This is a genomic window from Pseudomonas retamae, from assembly GCF_043496865.1.
Taxonomy (GTDB): Bacteria; Pseudomonadota; Gammaproteobacteria; order Pseudomonadales; family Pseudomonadaceae; genus Aquipseudomonas; species Aquipseudomonas retamae.
The window spans coordinates 172511-186628 of the sequence record NZ_JBIEIL010000008.1; the positions used below are offsets into that span (position 1 = coordinate 172511).

Here is a 14118-nt window from a genome sequence, read left to right on the forward strand (position 1 = left end):
GAAGCGAGCCACCGCTGTAGTGGCTCGCAGAAAATCACCAGGCTGTGTAGCCACCGTCAACGGTGAACATCGCGCCTGTCGCGAAGCTTGAGTCATCAGACGAAAGGAACAGGATCATATTCGCGATATCGATCGGCTCACCCATCTTGTTGAGGGGGGAGCGCGCTTCGAGACCTTTCTTGAACTCAACTGGATCTGGGACGCTTTCAAAAATTTTGTCGTAGTAGCTTGAAGCGATAACACCAGGCGCCACGCTGTTCACACGAACACCTTCCAACGCGTGGTCGAGTGCCATGGCTCGGGTTAGCGCCGCAACACCACCCTTCGCAGCCACATATGCAGCACGATCTTTGATACCGACTACAGAAATGGTCGATGCCAGGTTAACTACTGCCCCACCACCGCGGCGTACGATCTCTGGAATGGCAAACTTAGAGCATAAGAACACGCCTTTGAGGTTGACGTCGATAACCTGATCCCAGGTGTCTTCTTCTAAGGTAACGACGGTTCCCAACGTTCCGAAACCAGCGTTGTTAACCAGAATATCCAGCCCACCAAAATGCGATACGCATTTTTCAACCATCGCCTTCACTTCCGCAGCAATTGCCACATCAGCCTGCACAGCAAAAGCTTGCGGGCCGATTGACTCCGCCACTGCAAGCGCAAGCTCAATATTGCGATCCGCGACCACTACCTTTGCACCCTCATTCGCAAACAGTCGAGCAGTTGCTTCACCGATGCCAGCACCTGCGCCAGTAATCAGGGCTACCTTGTCTTTCAATTTCATCACACGTTCCTCAAATTAATCTCGATATGCCTGAATACTTGAGCTGGAAACCCTCATTGGGTTCTGATCGACTCATCAATTCAATGCTTAAGCCCTGCCGGTGACGCAAAGAAGGCTGATAACTCTGGCAAGCTCGTAAACGATTACAGAGCAAGCCAGACGATACCAAAAAATATTCTGCTTCGCGATACCTGTTAGTGACGATTCATCGGAAGGCGTTAGGCCGGTTGGCGAACCGCTACCGACGGACGATTGGTTTTGTAACGAGCGTAACCAACATAAAGCACCGCCGGAACAATTAGAGCTGGCACCCACGAAACGTCCGCCCCGATCATTTTCGCGAAATAGCTGTGGTAGAACGACATATCCATAAACGGCACTGTCGAAGCCACACCAATCAAGAAAATCACCATGGTCGACACGTTGTATTTACCGTAGATACCGTCGGCCGAGTACATGTCTTCGACGACATATTTTCCTTTCTTGACCAGGTAATAATCCGCCAGGTTGATCGAGCTCCAAGGTACGAGGAAGTAAACCTGGGCAATCAAAATATCTGCAAAATAAGCGTTAAAGTCATATTGGGTTGCAATCGCGATGACAGTCGCGGCGACAGCCGACAGTCCCATTGCGATGAATTTAGTTTTTCGGCTGATCCGCGTCATACCGCGCATACCCGAGAAAATAGTCATTGCGGACATGTAAGCGCTGTAGAGGTTGAGTGAGTTGATCTCCAGTACGCCCAAAACGACGATCACCATTGCTACCTTGCCCCATGGGCCGAAGAAGCTTGCAATAGCGTTACCTGGGTTGGAGGTAACATCAGTGAACATTGTGGCCAAGACAGCACCCAACAACATCACCAAACCAGCTCCCAGAAGGTTGCCCACATAGCTAAACCAAAAGGTTTGCTTGCTTGAAATATTCGCAGGCAGGTATCGAGAATAATCAGCAACGTAAGGCCCGAAGCCAAGTGTCCACGATGCGGCTTGAGTCACAGTCAGTGCAAACGCAGCCAGAGTAAAGCCTTGGTTTAGATCCATTGCGCCTACTGGCAGTGGATTTTGGAGCGCGAGCACTGCGACCACCAAAAAGATGATCCCAGAAAGGGCCGACATGATCGCACCAAGACGGTGAATCAGCTCATAGCCGATGAATCCAATAATGAAGGAGACCAGCCCGAACAAAACGATGGCAGTGTTATCTCCTACATCTATGAATGATTTGATCGCATCCCGCATCACCACCCCATTGGCAGCGGTGAACAAGATGAAGGAAACATAGTTAATCAGTAGGGGAAAACCGGCACCAAAGACGCCGAATTGCGCCCGACTCTGAATCATTTGAGGGATGCCCAGGTGAGGCCCCTGCGTTGAGTGGGCAGCCATGAAAACCGTTCCGATGACACAGCCCAAAATTAGCGCGATACACGTCCAAGCCAGACTCAAACCAGCGACGATACCCAAGGTACCTACAACAAGCGTTGTTACCTGCATGTTGGCACTGAACCAGATGGTGAAGAGTCGCCGCGGATGACCGTAGCGCTCTGACAGGGGTACAAACTCAATGCTTCTTTTTTCGACGTCCATCATTGGCCTCTCTTTGGGCACACATCCGCGCATTGGCTTGCGGCTGTGTTGGGGCTCTCGTTACCGAGAACGATCAATGGAGCAATCACGATGTAAAGGATTACAACGCAACTGCAAAAAGAAGCCATCCTCTCAGCACGCTACCAACGCTATCGCGTCGGCAACCTCGAATCTCCCCTGGCCACGCGCTGAAATTCAGGCTTCTGTAAAGGATTACAAAGCAGCGTTCGTGCCAATATTTCACAACGTTGCTGGAGAGGTCGAGGCTGGGCCTTTTAGGCCTTTGCAGCCTAATCTACGCCCGAAAACATTAGGGGTAATCCGATACACCATGTCTGCTTTGGTAACACCTGTGTTTCCTAAGCCCTCACATGAAGAGAATCATTTTGGTGCAGAAATTTTTACCTGTCTCATTCGAAAGCACCTAAGTGATTTCCATCGATGCCCAGCGTTTCAGGGAATTTGAATAGAAACACAGCGCTAACCATCGACGATCTTTTCTGTGCTATATCATAGACGATGTAAACGTTTACCAAAGAGTTCCAAGATGCAATCTTCTTCGCTCAACGCCCCAAAGTCCGTACCCTCAGAGGGGTCTTGGGCATCCGTCGTCGCAGTATCGCTAGGTGCATTCGTGCTTATAAGCGCAGAATGCGCCCCCATAGGCTTGCTTTCGCAGGTCGCAAACGATCTGAAAATTACCGAAGGCGAGGCAGGCTTACTGATCACCTTTCCAGGTGTTATGGCCGCTATTGCAGCACCCATTAGCATTTCACTATTTGGAAAGGTCAATCGCCGCTTCATTCTGTGCGGGCTGCTTTTAGCACTATCGTTGTCCAATTTCGTCGTGGCGATATCGACCAGCATATTCCCTGCCCTTCTCGCGCGAGCATTACTGGGCGTCAGTCTCGGAGGTTTTTGGACGATCGCTACGTCATAGGGTCTCGCTATGTCCATCGCAGCAGACTTTGCGTGCAACTTCTATCATCTATTCGGGAATTTCGATGGGTACCGTCGCCGGTGTTCCAGCAAGCACGCTGCTGGGCGATTGGTAAGGGTGGCGCGCGACACTTAGCCTATGGGGTCTTATCGGTTTTTTCGCGCTAGCTGGCCTAGTACGCACGCATCCATCTCTTCCTCCCCTCCCTCGACTTGCCGTCAATGGTATTTCGAGCTTGATTCGCTTACCAAAGCTACGAATCGGTCTTGTCTATATCGTGTTGATGCTCGTCGCCCACTTCTCCGCATACGCGTTTGTCGCCCCCTTCCTTGAAGAATCAGCCGCAATAACTGGATCGCTGCTGAGCGCCTTCTTACTAACGTACGGAATCGCTGGGGTTGTAGGCAATTGGCTCGGGGGATGGTACGCGGTAAAAATTTGCCTAAGGCGATCGCGATAGCAGCCACTGGCATGACTCTCTCGTTGGCGTCGCTAATGCTCAGCAATTCGAGCGGTATTAGCCTGCTTGGTATCGTTGGCTGGGGTATGTTTTTTGGAGCCCTGCCAATCACTACCCAACTCTATGTATTCAATGCAGCGCCCAATCAGAAGGAAAATATCGCCGCCATTTCCGTATCCATTTGTCAGGCTTCTATTGCAGTAGGAGCGTTCACAGGAGGGCTAGCAGTTGATTACTACGATGTCACGGGGGCGATACAGGAGTCGCCTTGGCTCTCGCACTTGCCGCGATGGCGGCTTACATAACTATTCGCGAGGCGCAATTCGCTACCCGGATGCCCTCGCCAGAATTTCCGAACGGATACAAAAATGCAGGAATGCATTGGGAGTGAGAGGCTCACCGCGACGAGCCTCACAATGACAATCTATTTCTTAGCTTCGAACGTCGGTATGTAGGGGTCTTTAAGCGGAGGCCCGAACGACGTGCTTTTCTCAATATCGAGAACATTTTTCGGCCTAGGGAATGGCTCGGGCGCTGGTTGCCCTGGGTATTTTTCGATTCCGATGTCCCTGAAGAAGATTTCCAGTCCGTTCGGCTGAATAAACCATAGCCAGTGCAGCTCGCCGTCGCTGTCATTGATAAACATATGGCGACGGTTTCGACCAACGAAAATGGTCACACCGGGCTCTACAATATGCTCTACACCATCAATCCTAGCTTTGCCCTTCCCGCGAATGAAATGCAAAACCTCATCATGGATAGGATGGTAGTGCTCACGAACGTAGCTTGCCGGAGGAAGCGTCTGCGTACCAAGACTGAAAGGACTTTGAATTTTCAGAATCTCAGGATCAATTCTTACAGAGATGGATCCATTAGCCGGAACAGGCTGCCAGTAATCCTTACCCTCGTCCGGGCCTAGAACCAGGATATCCCCATATTCAACCGTATCTTGTCCAGGTATCGACATTGATTTGCTCCTATTGCGTTAGGCCAATGGCCCCACAAGGCCTACTACATCGCAGGCCAAACGTTGAGCGCTGCAAGGACAGCTAGGAGACCCACTGTAAACCTTTACAAGGCTGACGGACAAGCATTCAAAACTGCTGAGCTAGACGCGAATTGATCTCGAGAAGGCGGCTACGATAAGAAGAGCTACTGCAACAAATGCCAGGGCAACGATAAGATTACTGGCATGGGCAACAAACCCAATAAACGCCGGCCCGATCAACACGCCTGCATAGCCCAATGTAGTCATTGCAGGAACAGCGGAGGCTTGTGGCATATCGGTTTGACGTGCCACTGCCGTAAACAAGACAGGAACGATATTTGCGCACCCCGCCCCCACCATCGCATAACCCAGCAGCGCCAACAGCCAACTAGAACTACAGAGCGAAAACGCAATTCCAACTGAAGCAAATACGCTTCCTACGGCTAATACTCGTATTGCTCCAAAGCGGCTAATCACGGAATCACCCGTCAGCCTCGCAATGGTCATGGTGGCTGCAAAGGCTGCATATCCTAGCCCGCCATACGCCGCCTCCATACCGCGAAGCGAGACCAGGAACACACCACTCCAATCAAGCATGGCCCCCTCTGCCATAAAAACGATGAAACACATCACGCCCAGAATGAGCACCTTCCCCTTGGGGAGCACGAAAACGGGCGCTCCGCCGCCTCCTCCAAATGGCAATAAATGTGGAGATGCCTTGATGAGCGAAACTAGGGTAATCCCAACCACGCACAACGAAGCACCCACAGGAGAAAGCCCCACCCCAAGCATCGCAGTCATCCCCACTGCACCGAGAATCCCCCCCAGGCTAAAAAGCCCATGAAAGCTTGACATTATTGGGCGTTGGCTCGCGCCATTTACGATTACTGCTTGTATGTTCATTGCACAGTCAATCGCTCCCATGCCAATACCAAAAGCTATGATCGCGATGACCAATGTTGGAATGCTAGAAAGACATGCCAGCAGCGGGAGTGAGAGGCACATGAGTAACGCCGCAGCCACGATGACACGCCGGCACCCATAGCGTCCCACAAGATAGCCAGAGATTGGCATTGCAGTGATTGACCCGACCCCAAGACACAACAAAAGAAGTCCTAAGACACCCTCATCGATGCCTGCGCGGTCTTTGACCAATGGGACTAGAGGCGCCCAAGACGCCATGCAGAATCCGGAAATGAAAAATGCGAGACGGGTCGAAAATTGAGCAGTTTTTTCTGAGGCGGACTGGTCGATAGTGACGCTAGATAACATTTGAAAACCTGAATCACTGGGCCCTGGGATTGGGCTCATGCGGAGGGAGAGCACCAGACGAAGGACAGCCTCTCTAATCTATCGATTGAACGAGATGGGATCTGCCGATGCCAGGGCTGGAAAATCGCCAAGTGAAGTCTTGGCAAAGGTTTTGCATTTCAATCTCTGTAATCCTTTTCATATTCTCCCGCATTCGAGGTTTTTATGCACTCACTTAACTCAATCGCCGGCATCAGGAAATATCGTCTTCAGGACGAAATGCCTGACGGGTTCGGCTGTGGCATGGCTGGCATCAGTCCGCAACCAGTGGGTACAACGCAAAAAAAACAGCGCGAATTGTATAGAGAAACTGCAGGCATCATGTCGATAGCCTGCTCCTCATTGGCGCGCATCGCGTCTCGTATTTTCAGTCGGTTGCACTGAAAGTCAGCAGATTGGAAATGTGTAGAGCAGAAGCAAGATATGGGAGTGCGCTCGAACAGGCGTTACCTTCGGGCACACACCGCACACTGAGATGGCGAGGTACTGAAGGTGATGATCTTTATTTCGGTAAGAGCCCGACAGTTAAAGAACCGAAACCGCCCCCCTACCAGTACGACTGAGCACTACTCTAATCCGATTCGAAGTAGACTCCACCAAGCCATGTCACGCCCACCCCTCAAGACGCAACGTCGCACGTACCAGGCGCTGCTCCTCGACTTCAATCTCCTTGAGATTCTCACAGATACTCTGGATATGCTTGATGGCGGCTTTGCGCGCCTGATCTGGCATGCGACCTGTCACTGCGTTGTACAGCTTTGCATGCTGACGGTCGATTTGACGCTTCTGCGGCTCTCGGTGGTAGAGATTGTTCACCGATGCAAACACTGTGGTGAGCAGCAGATCTGTTAGCGAACGCAACGTCTGCACCAGCACAGGGTTATGAGAGGCCTCGCAAATTGCCAAATGAAATGCATGATCAAGCTTGGCATGTTCTCTGGCATCCAGACTACGGGTGTGGGCATCAACTAACGCCTCATAGCTGCGGGTAATAAGTACAAAATCGGCCTCAGTTCCGCGCAACGCAGCCAACCGTGCGGACTCTCCTTCCAGCAGACTACGAACCTCGAACAAGTCGTAAAGCGTCCGTGGTTGTGAGCTAAAAAGATGCATCAACGGAGACCCACCACTATGGCTCGAAAGGTCAGCCACAAATGATCCTTTGCCATGCTCCGTGTCGATAATTCCGCGAGCACGCAACAGCTTTAACCCCTCCCGAAGCGCAGTTCGAGAGACGCCGAGTTTTTCTACCAAGCGGCGCTCCGATGGTAGCAACTGCCCTGTCTTGAATACACCGTCCACGATCAGACGCTCTATCCGTTCGCAAACTACGTCAGCGACCTGAGGGTTTCGGGTTACATCTGTGCTACCCATCGGCGCCTCCAACTGGTACTACCAGCTAAAAATAACAATTAGGTAGATAAAAAAAACATCGTATCTAAATGTTTTTAATTCATTTTTATAAAAAAAATGAATTGTCTAATTTCAAAAACTGGTTCGACCAGTAAAACAACGCATAGACAGTAAAACGCCTCAGGCCAATGATGCAAGCCAGCAGCATCCGGAAAAAGACCTCTAATAAAAACAAACGAGGGTCGTCACCCGATTATGAATATTCTTTACGATGAACGCTTTGACGGCGTCCTACCTGACGTCGACAAAAATGCACTATTGGTAGCTCTGCAAACGCAAATGCCCGAGCTGGAAATCCTGCATCAGCAGGAAGAGCTCAAGCCATACGAATGCGACGGTCTCTCCGCCTACCGCACCACACCAATGCTGGTAGTTTTGCCACGGGAACTAGCCCAGGTTCAAGGCGTGCTGCGGGTGTGCCACGACAGGCAAGTACCAGTAGTCGTCCGCGGCGCAGGAACCGGTTTATCAGGCGGAGCCTTGCCCTTGGAAAAAGGTGTGTTGCTGGTAATGGCGCGCTTCAACCAAATTGTGCACATAGATCCCGCCGCTCGTACCGCACGAGTTCAGCCAGGTGTGCGCAATCTAGCGATATCCCAGGCTGCTGCGCCGCATGGCCTTTACTACGCGCCAGATCCCTCCTCGCAAATCGCCTGCTCCATCGGCGGCAACGTCGCCGAAAACGCCGGAGGCGTGCATTGCCTGAAGTACGGCCTGACCGTGCATAACGTCCTCAAGGTCGACATCCTTACCGTAGACGGCGAATCCCTAACGCTAGGCTCCAACGCACTCGATTCGCCCGGCCTTGATCTGCTAGCCCTTTTCACCGGCTCGGAAGGCATGCTCGGGGTGATCACTGAAGTGACCGTCAAGTTGTTGCCCAAACCACAGACCGCCAAAGTTCTGCTAGCAGCGTTCGACTCCGTGGAAAAGGCCGGCCGCGCGGTCGGCGACATCATAGCCGCCGGCATCATCCCCGGTGGCCTGGAGATGATGGACAACCTGGCCATTCGCGCAGCCGAAGACTTCATTCACGCCGGCTACCCGGTGGAGGCCGAAGCGATACTGCTGTGCGAGCTTGACGGCGTTGAAGCCGATGTCCATGACGACTGTGACCGTGTACGCCAGGTGCTGTTACTGGCCGGTGCCACCGAAGTGCGTCTAGCCAAGGATGAGGCCGAACGCGTGCGTTTCTGGGCCGGGCGTAAGAACGCCTTCCCCGCGGTAGGTCGCTTGTCCCCGGATTATTACTGCATGGATGGCACCATTCCGCGGCGCGAACTGCCCGGCGTGCTGCAGGCCATCGCGCAACTGTCGATCGAGTACGACCTGCGCGTGGCCAACGTGTTCCATGCGGGTGACGGCAATATGCATCCGCTGATTCTGTTTGATGCCAATCAACCCGGCGAACTGGATCGCGCCGAAGCGTTGGGCGGAAAAATTCTTGAGTTATGCGTAAAGGTCGGAGGCAGCATCACCGGGGAACATGGTGTCGGCCGCGAGAAGATCAACCAGATGTGCGCGCAGTTCAACAGCGACGAACTGACTCTGTTCCATGCGGTCAAGGCGGCGTTCGACCCTGGTGGTCTGCTCAATCCCGGCAAGAACATTCCAACGCTGCACCGGTGCGCCGAATTTGGTGCTATGCACGTCCATATGGGTCAGATGCCTTTCCCTGAACTGGAGCGTTTCTGATGCGCAGTGCACACGATACTGATAATAGTGACGCCCTACTGGAGCAGGTCAATCGGGCGCTGCAAAACGCTACGCCGTTGCGTATCCAGGGCTCAAATAGCAAAGCGTTTCTTGGGCGCACGACAGTAGGAGAATTGATCGATACGCGATCGCACCGTGGCATCGTCAGCTACGATCCGACCGAACTGGTGGTCACAGTGCGTTGTGGCACACCGTTGGCCGATCTGGCGCAAGTGCTTGACGCCTCACAACAGATGCTGCCCTGTGAGCCGCCCGGCTTCGGAGACGACGCCACTGTCGGCGGGATGATTGCCGCTGGCCTTTCGGGGCCTCGTCGCCCATGGTCAGGATCAGTACGTGACTTCGTCTTGGGAACCCGGTTAATCACCGGCTATGGCAAGCACCTGCGCTTCGGTGGCGAGGTGATGAAGAACGTTGCTGGCTACGACCTGTCGCGCCTGATGGCCGGCAGTTACGGCTGCCTAGGGCTGATTACCGAAGTCTCGCTCAAAGTGCTGCCAAAACCCCGCAGATCCCTGAGCATCAGCCTGGAGATGGACATCGACCGCGCCTTGCTTCGCCTGGCGGAATGGGGTCAGCAACCGTTGCCGATCAGTGCTGCATGCCATGACGGTGAGCGTCTTCATTTGCGCTTGGAAGGCGGTGAGGGTTCGGTAGCGGCGGCCCAAGATCGCCTCGGTGGCGAACGGCTGGACGCTTCCTACTGGACTGACCTTAACGAACATCGTCTGGAATTCTTCGGCCAGGATGAACCGCTTTGGCGCCTATCTTTGCCTAACAACGTACCAAACGTATCACTTCCCGGCAGGCAACTGATCGATTGGGGCGGAAGCCAGCGTTGGCTCAAATCCGATGCTCCAGATCCATTCATTCGCCAGGTGATTGATGAAGTTGGCGGGCATGTCACCTGCTACAGCCATGGTTTGGCTGAGAGCCCATTTCAGCCGTTACCAAATGCCCTGTCGCGCCTCCACAGGAACCTGAAGAAACAACTCGATCCAAAGGGCATCTTCAATCCCGGACGCCTGTACGAGGAGCTTTGATCCATGCAGACCACTCTGAGTGAATTCGCAAGCCTGCTACCTCGCGCCGCCGAAGCTGAGCGCATCCTGCGTAGTTGTGTGCACTGCGGTTTTTGTAACGCCACCTGCCCAACCTACCAGTTGCTCGGCGATGAACTGGATGGGCCACGGGGCCGTATCTATTTGATCAAACAGGTACTGGAAGGCAACGATGTCACGCAAAAGACCCAGCAACATCTGGATCGTTGCTTATCGTGCCGGAACTGTGAAACCACCTGCCCTTCGGGGGTCGACTACCACAACCTGCTGGACATTGGCCGAGCTGTAGTTGATGCGGCAGTGCAGAGACCCCTGAGTCAGCGACTACTGCGTAAGGGTTTGCGCACCCTTGCTCCCAACCCTGGTCTATTCAAAGGGCTTGTTAGCAGCGGCCAGATATTCCGAGCATTGTTGCCGAGCAACCTAGAAACAAAATTACCTAGAAACGCCAGTCCAGCTAAACAACGTCCGACTGCTATTCATGAAAGACAGATGCTAATCCTCGAAGGTTGTGTTCAATCAAGCCTTTCACCCAACACAAATGCCGCAGCCGTCCGGGTGCTTGATCAGCTAGGCATTAGCGTCACTTCAATCCAACAGGCTGTTTGCTGCGGCGCCGTGGACTATCACTTAGACGCACAAGCATCCGGGCTCAATCGTGCCCGTCGAAATATTGATGCTTGGTGGCCAAGCATTGAAAGTGGTGCTGAGGCAATTGTGCAAACTGCAAGCGGATGCGGCGCGTTCATCAAAGAATATGCCCACCTTCTCAGTACCGATCCAGCGTATGCCTACAAGGCCAAAATAGTTAGCTCACTGGCCAAGGACTTGGTTGAGGTGTTGGGCGACGAGCCACTGGAGCAGCTCGGAATAGAAAGCACTCAACGCCTAGCATTCCATTGTCCATGCACCTTGCAGCACGCACAAAAGCTCGGTGGCGCGGTTGAAGCACTACTGGGACGCCTTGGATTCAACCTTACAACCGTTCCCGACAGCCACTTGTGCTGCGGCTCAGCGGGCACCTACTCACTGACCCAACCCGAACTTTCCCGGCAGTTGCGTGACAACAAACTCAACGCATTGGAAAGCGGAAATCCCGAAGTTATTGTCACCGCAAACATTGGATGTCAGACCCACCTAGATGGCGCGGGACGTACCCCTGTCCGGCACTGGATCGAACTGGTCGAATCCTCGTTGCCCTAAGCCCTGGAGATTTCTATGAAAAGCAAAGCCGTATTGAGTCAGGTCGAAATCGGCCAAATCCTCAGCGCTGCAGGCGCCGAAGCACTAAACAACAAATGGGCAGTGACCATCGCAATAGTCGATGACGGGGGCCACCCCTTGGCTCTCAAACGCTTCGACGGGTGCGCCCCGATCAGCGCGTACATAGCCACCGAAAAAGCGCGAACAGCGGCACTGGGTCGACGCGAATCCAAAGGCTATGAAGAGATGGTCAACGGTGGGCGACAAGCCTTTTTGTCAGCGCCATTGCTTACCTCCCTCGAAGGTGGGGTGCCGATTGTGGTCGATGGCCATGTTGTCGGAGCTGTAGGGGTATCCGGGGTGAAAGCCGAGCAAGATGCTCAAGTAGCAAAGGCCGGTGCGCAGTGCTTGAGCTGAATACAACACCTTGAATACTCGAATGACGGAGACGCAAAAAGTGATCGACTTTGTGAACTGCCAAGGCCTTAAGGTCGCCCCTGTCCTGCAAAGCTTTGTGGATTCGCAGGTACTGCCAGGTACTGAACTCTCCCCTCAAGAATTTTGGAGTGGTTTTGCCAACTTAGTGCATGAACTCGCCCCCATCAACAGGGCGTTAGTGGCTGAGCGTGATCGTTTGCAACTCGAGCTGGATTCTTGGCACCGAACTAATCCAGGGCCAGTGGCAGATATGCCTGCATACCAAAAATTCTTAATTGGTATCGGGTATCTGCAACCACAACCTGGCGAAGTGAAGGTCACCACTAGCAACGTTGACACAGAAGTCAGTGTGCAAGCCGGGCCACAACTCGTCGTCCCAGCTGTCAATGCCCGCTATGCCCTGAATGCCGCCAATGCACGCTGGGGTTCACTCTACGACGCACTCTACGGTACAGACGTAATCCCTCAAGAAGATGGTGCTATACCGAGCGGAAATTACGATCCAGTGCGAGGAGCCAAGGTAATTGCTTTTGCGCGGGCATTTCTTGATAAGGCATTTCCTCTGAGCAACGGCTCTCATAGCGGGGTAGCTCAATATCAGATTGAAGGCGGGACACTGCGAGCCACCTTGAAAGATGGTACCCACACAAGTCTCTCGAACATTACACAGTACATTGGGTATCAGGGCCAGCCTACGTCCCCAATAGCCATATTGCTCAAAAACAACGATCTGCATATTGAGATACAGATCGACAGGCAAAGCATCATCGGCCAAGGCGATGACGCTGGTGTTAAAGATCTACTGATTGAGGCAGCACTCTCCACAATCATCGATTGTGAAGACTCCGTGGCCGCAGTAGACGCAGAGGATAAGGTGCAGGTTTACAGCAATTGGCTAGGCTTGATGAAGGGCGATCTCTCGGAAAATCTGGAGAAAAATGGTGTGACCATCACACGAAGCTTGAATCCAGATCGGGAATACATTGCGGCAAATGGCACCACCTTGAAACTGCCGGGACGTTCGTTGCTGTTCATCCGCAACGTCGGGCATCTGATGACGTGCCCTGCCATTCTTGATAATGGCGGACTGGAAATTCCAGAGGGAATTCTAGATGGCGTTATCACAAGCTTGATTGCCCTCCATGATCTGCAGCGTAGGGGCAACTCGAGAGCTGGCAGCGTCTACATCGTTAAACCCAAAATGCACGGCCCTGACGAAGTCGCTTTCGCTGATCAATTGTTTTGCCGAATTGAGGATCTGCTTAAGCTGCCACGCCATACATTAAAAATTGGGATCATGGATGAAGAGCGGCGCACTAGCATTAACCTTAAAGCTTGCATTGCAAAAGCATCCTCACGGGTTGCGTTTATCAATACCGGCTTTCTGGATCGTACCGGCGACGAAATGCACACCTCTATGGAAGCGGGTGCAATGCTGCGTAAAGGTGACATGAAAAATACCCCATGGATCGAGGCTTACGAACTCAATAACGTACTTGTTGGTCTTGACTGCAACCTACGCGGCCGAGCTCAGATTGGTAAAGGTATGTGGGCCATGCCGGATCGGATGGCTGACATGTTGAAACAGAAAATCGGTCACCCGAAAGCTGGTGCGAACACAGCTTGGGTGCCTTCTCCTACCGCTGCCACAATTCACGCACTTCACTACCATCAGATCAACGTGAGAGCTGTCCAAGAGTCTCTTGAAGGCACAGACTTCAGTGAAGTCAAACAGACCCTTTTAGACGGATTGCTTAGTGTCCCAGTCGTCACCGACAAATCGTGGTCGACCGATGAGATACGTCAGGAAGTCGAAAACAACGCGCAAGGTTTATTAGGTTACGTGGTGCGTTGGGTAGAACAGGGCATTGGATGTTCTAAAGTTCCCGATATCCATAACGTGGGATTGATGGAAGATCGCGCGACTCTGCGCATATCCAGTCAACACATAGCAAATTGGTTACGGCATGGAGTGATCACCGAGGAACAAACTTTGGAAACTTTGCAACGGATGGCCCTAGTCGTCGATGCGCAAAATGCGGGGGATCCAAACTACACCCCCATGGCTCCAAGCTTCGATAAGTCCCTAGCATTTCAAGCCGCATGTGCTTTGGTTTTCAAAGGGCACACACAACCCAACGGCTACACCGAACCGCTGCTATGTGAGTTCCGGCTTAAGTACAAGCAGTCGAAGGGTGACTTGATTTGAGGT

At 52.8% G+C, this 14118-nt stretch carries 11 protein-coding genes; 5 read left to right on the forward strand and 6 right to left on the reverse strand.

Going from position 1 to position 14118, the window contains the following annotated elements; translation table 11 throughout:
* Positions 1 to 34: 34 nt before the first annotated feature.
* From ACGSLL_RS17315 to glcC, 6 genes are all read right to left on the reverse strand, one after another.
* Positions 35 to 787, reverse strand: coding sequence for an SDR family oxidoreductase (locus ACGSLL_RS17315; RefSeq protein ID WP_394507268.1), 753 nt, complete (start codon positions 785 to 787; stop codon positions 35 to 37).
* A 218-nt stretch (positions 788 to 1005) separates the two neighbouring features.
* Positions 1006 to 2379, reverse strand: coding sequence for a purine-cytosine permease family protein (locus ACGSLL_RS17320; protein ID WP_394507269.1), 1374 nt, complete (start codon positions 2377 to 2379; stop codon positions 1006 to 1008).
* Between the two features lie 507 nt (positions 2380 to 2886).
* A complete protein-coding gene (locus tag ACGSLL_RS17325) occupies positions 2887 to 3243 on the reverse strand; it encodes a hypothetical protein (protein ID WP_394507270.1) in 357 nt (118 codons plus the stop codon).
* Between the two features lie 957 nt (positions 3244 to 4200).
* Positions 4201 to 4743: a cupin domain-containing protein gene (locus tag ACGSLL_RS17330; protein WP_394507271.1), complete on the reverse strand. Its 543-nt coding sequence runs from the start codon at positions 4741 to 4743 to the stop codon at positions 4201 to 4203.
* A gap of 141 nt (positions 4744 to 4884) precedes the next feature.
* Positions 4885 to 6036, reverse strand: coding sequence for an MFS transporter (locus tag ACGSLL_RS17335; protein WP_394507272.1), 1152 nt, complete (start codon positions 6034 to 6036; stop codon positions 4885 to 4887).
* Positions 6037 to 6681: 645 nt separating this feature from the next.
* Positions 6682 to 7449: a transcriptional regulator GlcC gene (gene glcC, locus ACGSLL_RS17340; protein ID WP_394507273.1), complete on the reverse strand. Its 768-nt coding sequence runs from the start codon at positions 7447 to 7449 to the stop codon at positions 6682 to 6684.
* A 234-nt stretch (positions 7450 to 7683) separates the two neighbouring features.
* Between glcC and glcD the strand changes: the two genes are divergently transcribed.
* Genes glcD through ACGSLL_RS17365 form a run of 5 tightly spaced genes read left to right on the forward strand, consistent with a single transcriptional unit; the run spans position 7684 to position 14115 of the window.
* On the forward strand, positions 7684 to 9183 hold the full coding sequence (gene glcD / locus ACGSLL_RS17345; RefSeq protein ID WP_394507274.1) for a glycolate oxidase subunit GlcD: 1500 nt from the start codon (positions 7684 to 7686) through the stop codon (positions 9181 to 9183).
* Entirely contained in the window at positions 9183 to 10247 is a 1065-nt protein-coding gene (glcE, locus tag ACGSLL_RS17350) for a glycolate oxidase subunit GlcE (RefSeq protein WP_394507275.1), read from the forward strand. Before glcD ends, glcE begins: the two co-directional genes overlap by 1 nt.
* 3 nt (positions 10248 to 10250) lie before the next feature.
* A complete protein-coding gene (gene glcF / locus ACGSLL_RS17355) occupies positions 10251 to 11468 on the forward strand; it encodes a glycolate oxidase subunit GlcF (RefSeq protein WP_394507276.1) in 1218 nt (405 codons plus the stop codon).
* A 15-nt stretch (positions 11469 to 11483) separates the two neighbouring features.
* Positions 11484 to 11885: a heme-binding protein gene (locus ACGSLL_RS17360; RefSeq protein WP_394507277.1), complete on the forward strand. Its 402-nt coding sequence runs from the start codon at positions 11484 to 11486 to the stop codon at positions 11883 to 11885.
* 40 nt (positions 11886 to 11925) lie between these two features.
* Positions 11926 to 14115: a malate synthase G gene (locus tag ACGSLL_RS17365; protein WP_394507384.1), complete on the forward strand. Its 2190-nt coding sequence runs from the start codon at positions 11926 to 11928 to the stop codon at positions 14113 to 14115.
* Positions 14116 to 14118 lie beyond the last annotated feature (3 nt).

Bases quoted from the DNA above. Each gene is read 5' to 3' on its own strand.
- ACGSLL_RS17315 (WP_394507268.1), bottom strand. From the start codon at position 787: ATGAAATTGAAAGACAAGGTAGCCCTGATTACTGGCGCAGGTGCTGGC.
- ACGSLL_RS17320 (WP_394507269.1), bottom strand. From the start codon at position 2,379: ATGATGGACGTCGAAAAAAGAAGCATTGAGTTTGTACCCCTGTCAGAG.
- ACGSLL_RS17325 (WP_394507270.1), bottom strand. From the start codon at position 3,243: ATGCTGGTCGATATCGCCACGACGAAATTGGACAACGATAGTGCTAAA.
- ACGSLL_RS17330 (WP_394507271.1), bottom strand. From the start codon at position 4,743: ATGTCGATACCTGGACAAGATACGGTTGAATATGGGGATATCCTGGTT.
- ACGSLL_RS17335 (WP_394507272.1), bottom strand. From the start codon at position 6,036: ATGTTATCTAGCGTCACTATCGACCAGTCCGCCTCAGAAAAAACTGCT.
- glcC (WP_394507273.1), bottom strand. From the start codon at position 7,449: ATGGGTAGCACAGATGTAACCCGAAACCCTCAGGTCGCTGACGTAGTT.
- glcD (WP_394507274.1), top strand. From the start codon at position 7,684: ATGAATATTCTTTACGATGAACGCTTTGACGGCGTCCTACCTGACGTC.
- glcE (WP_394507275.1), top strand. From the start codon at position 9,183: ATGCGCAGTGCACACGATACTGATAATAGTGACGCCCTACTGGAGCAG.
- glcF (WP_394507276.1), top strand. From the start codon at position 10,251: ATGCAGACCACTCTGAGTGAATTCGCAAGCCTGCTACCTCGCGCCGCC.
- ACGSLL_RS17360 (WP_394507277.1), top strand. From the start codon at position 11,484: ATGAAAAGCAAAGCCGTATTGAGTCAGGTCGAAATCGGCCAAATCCTC.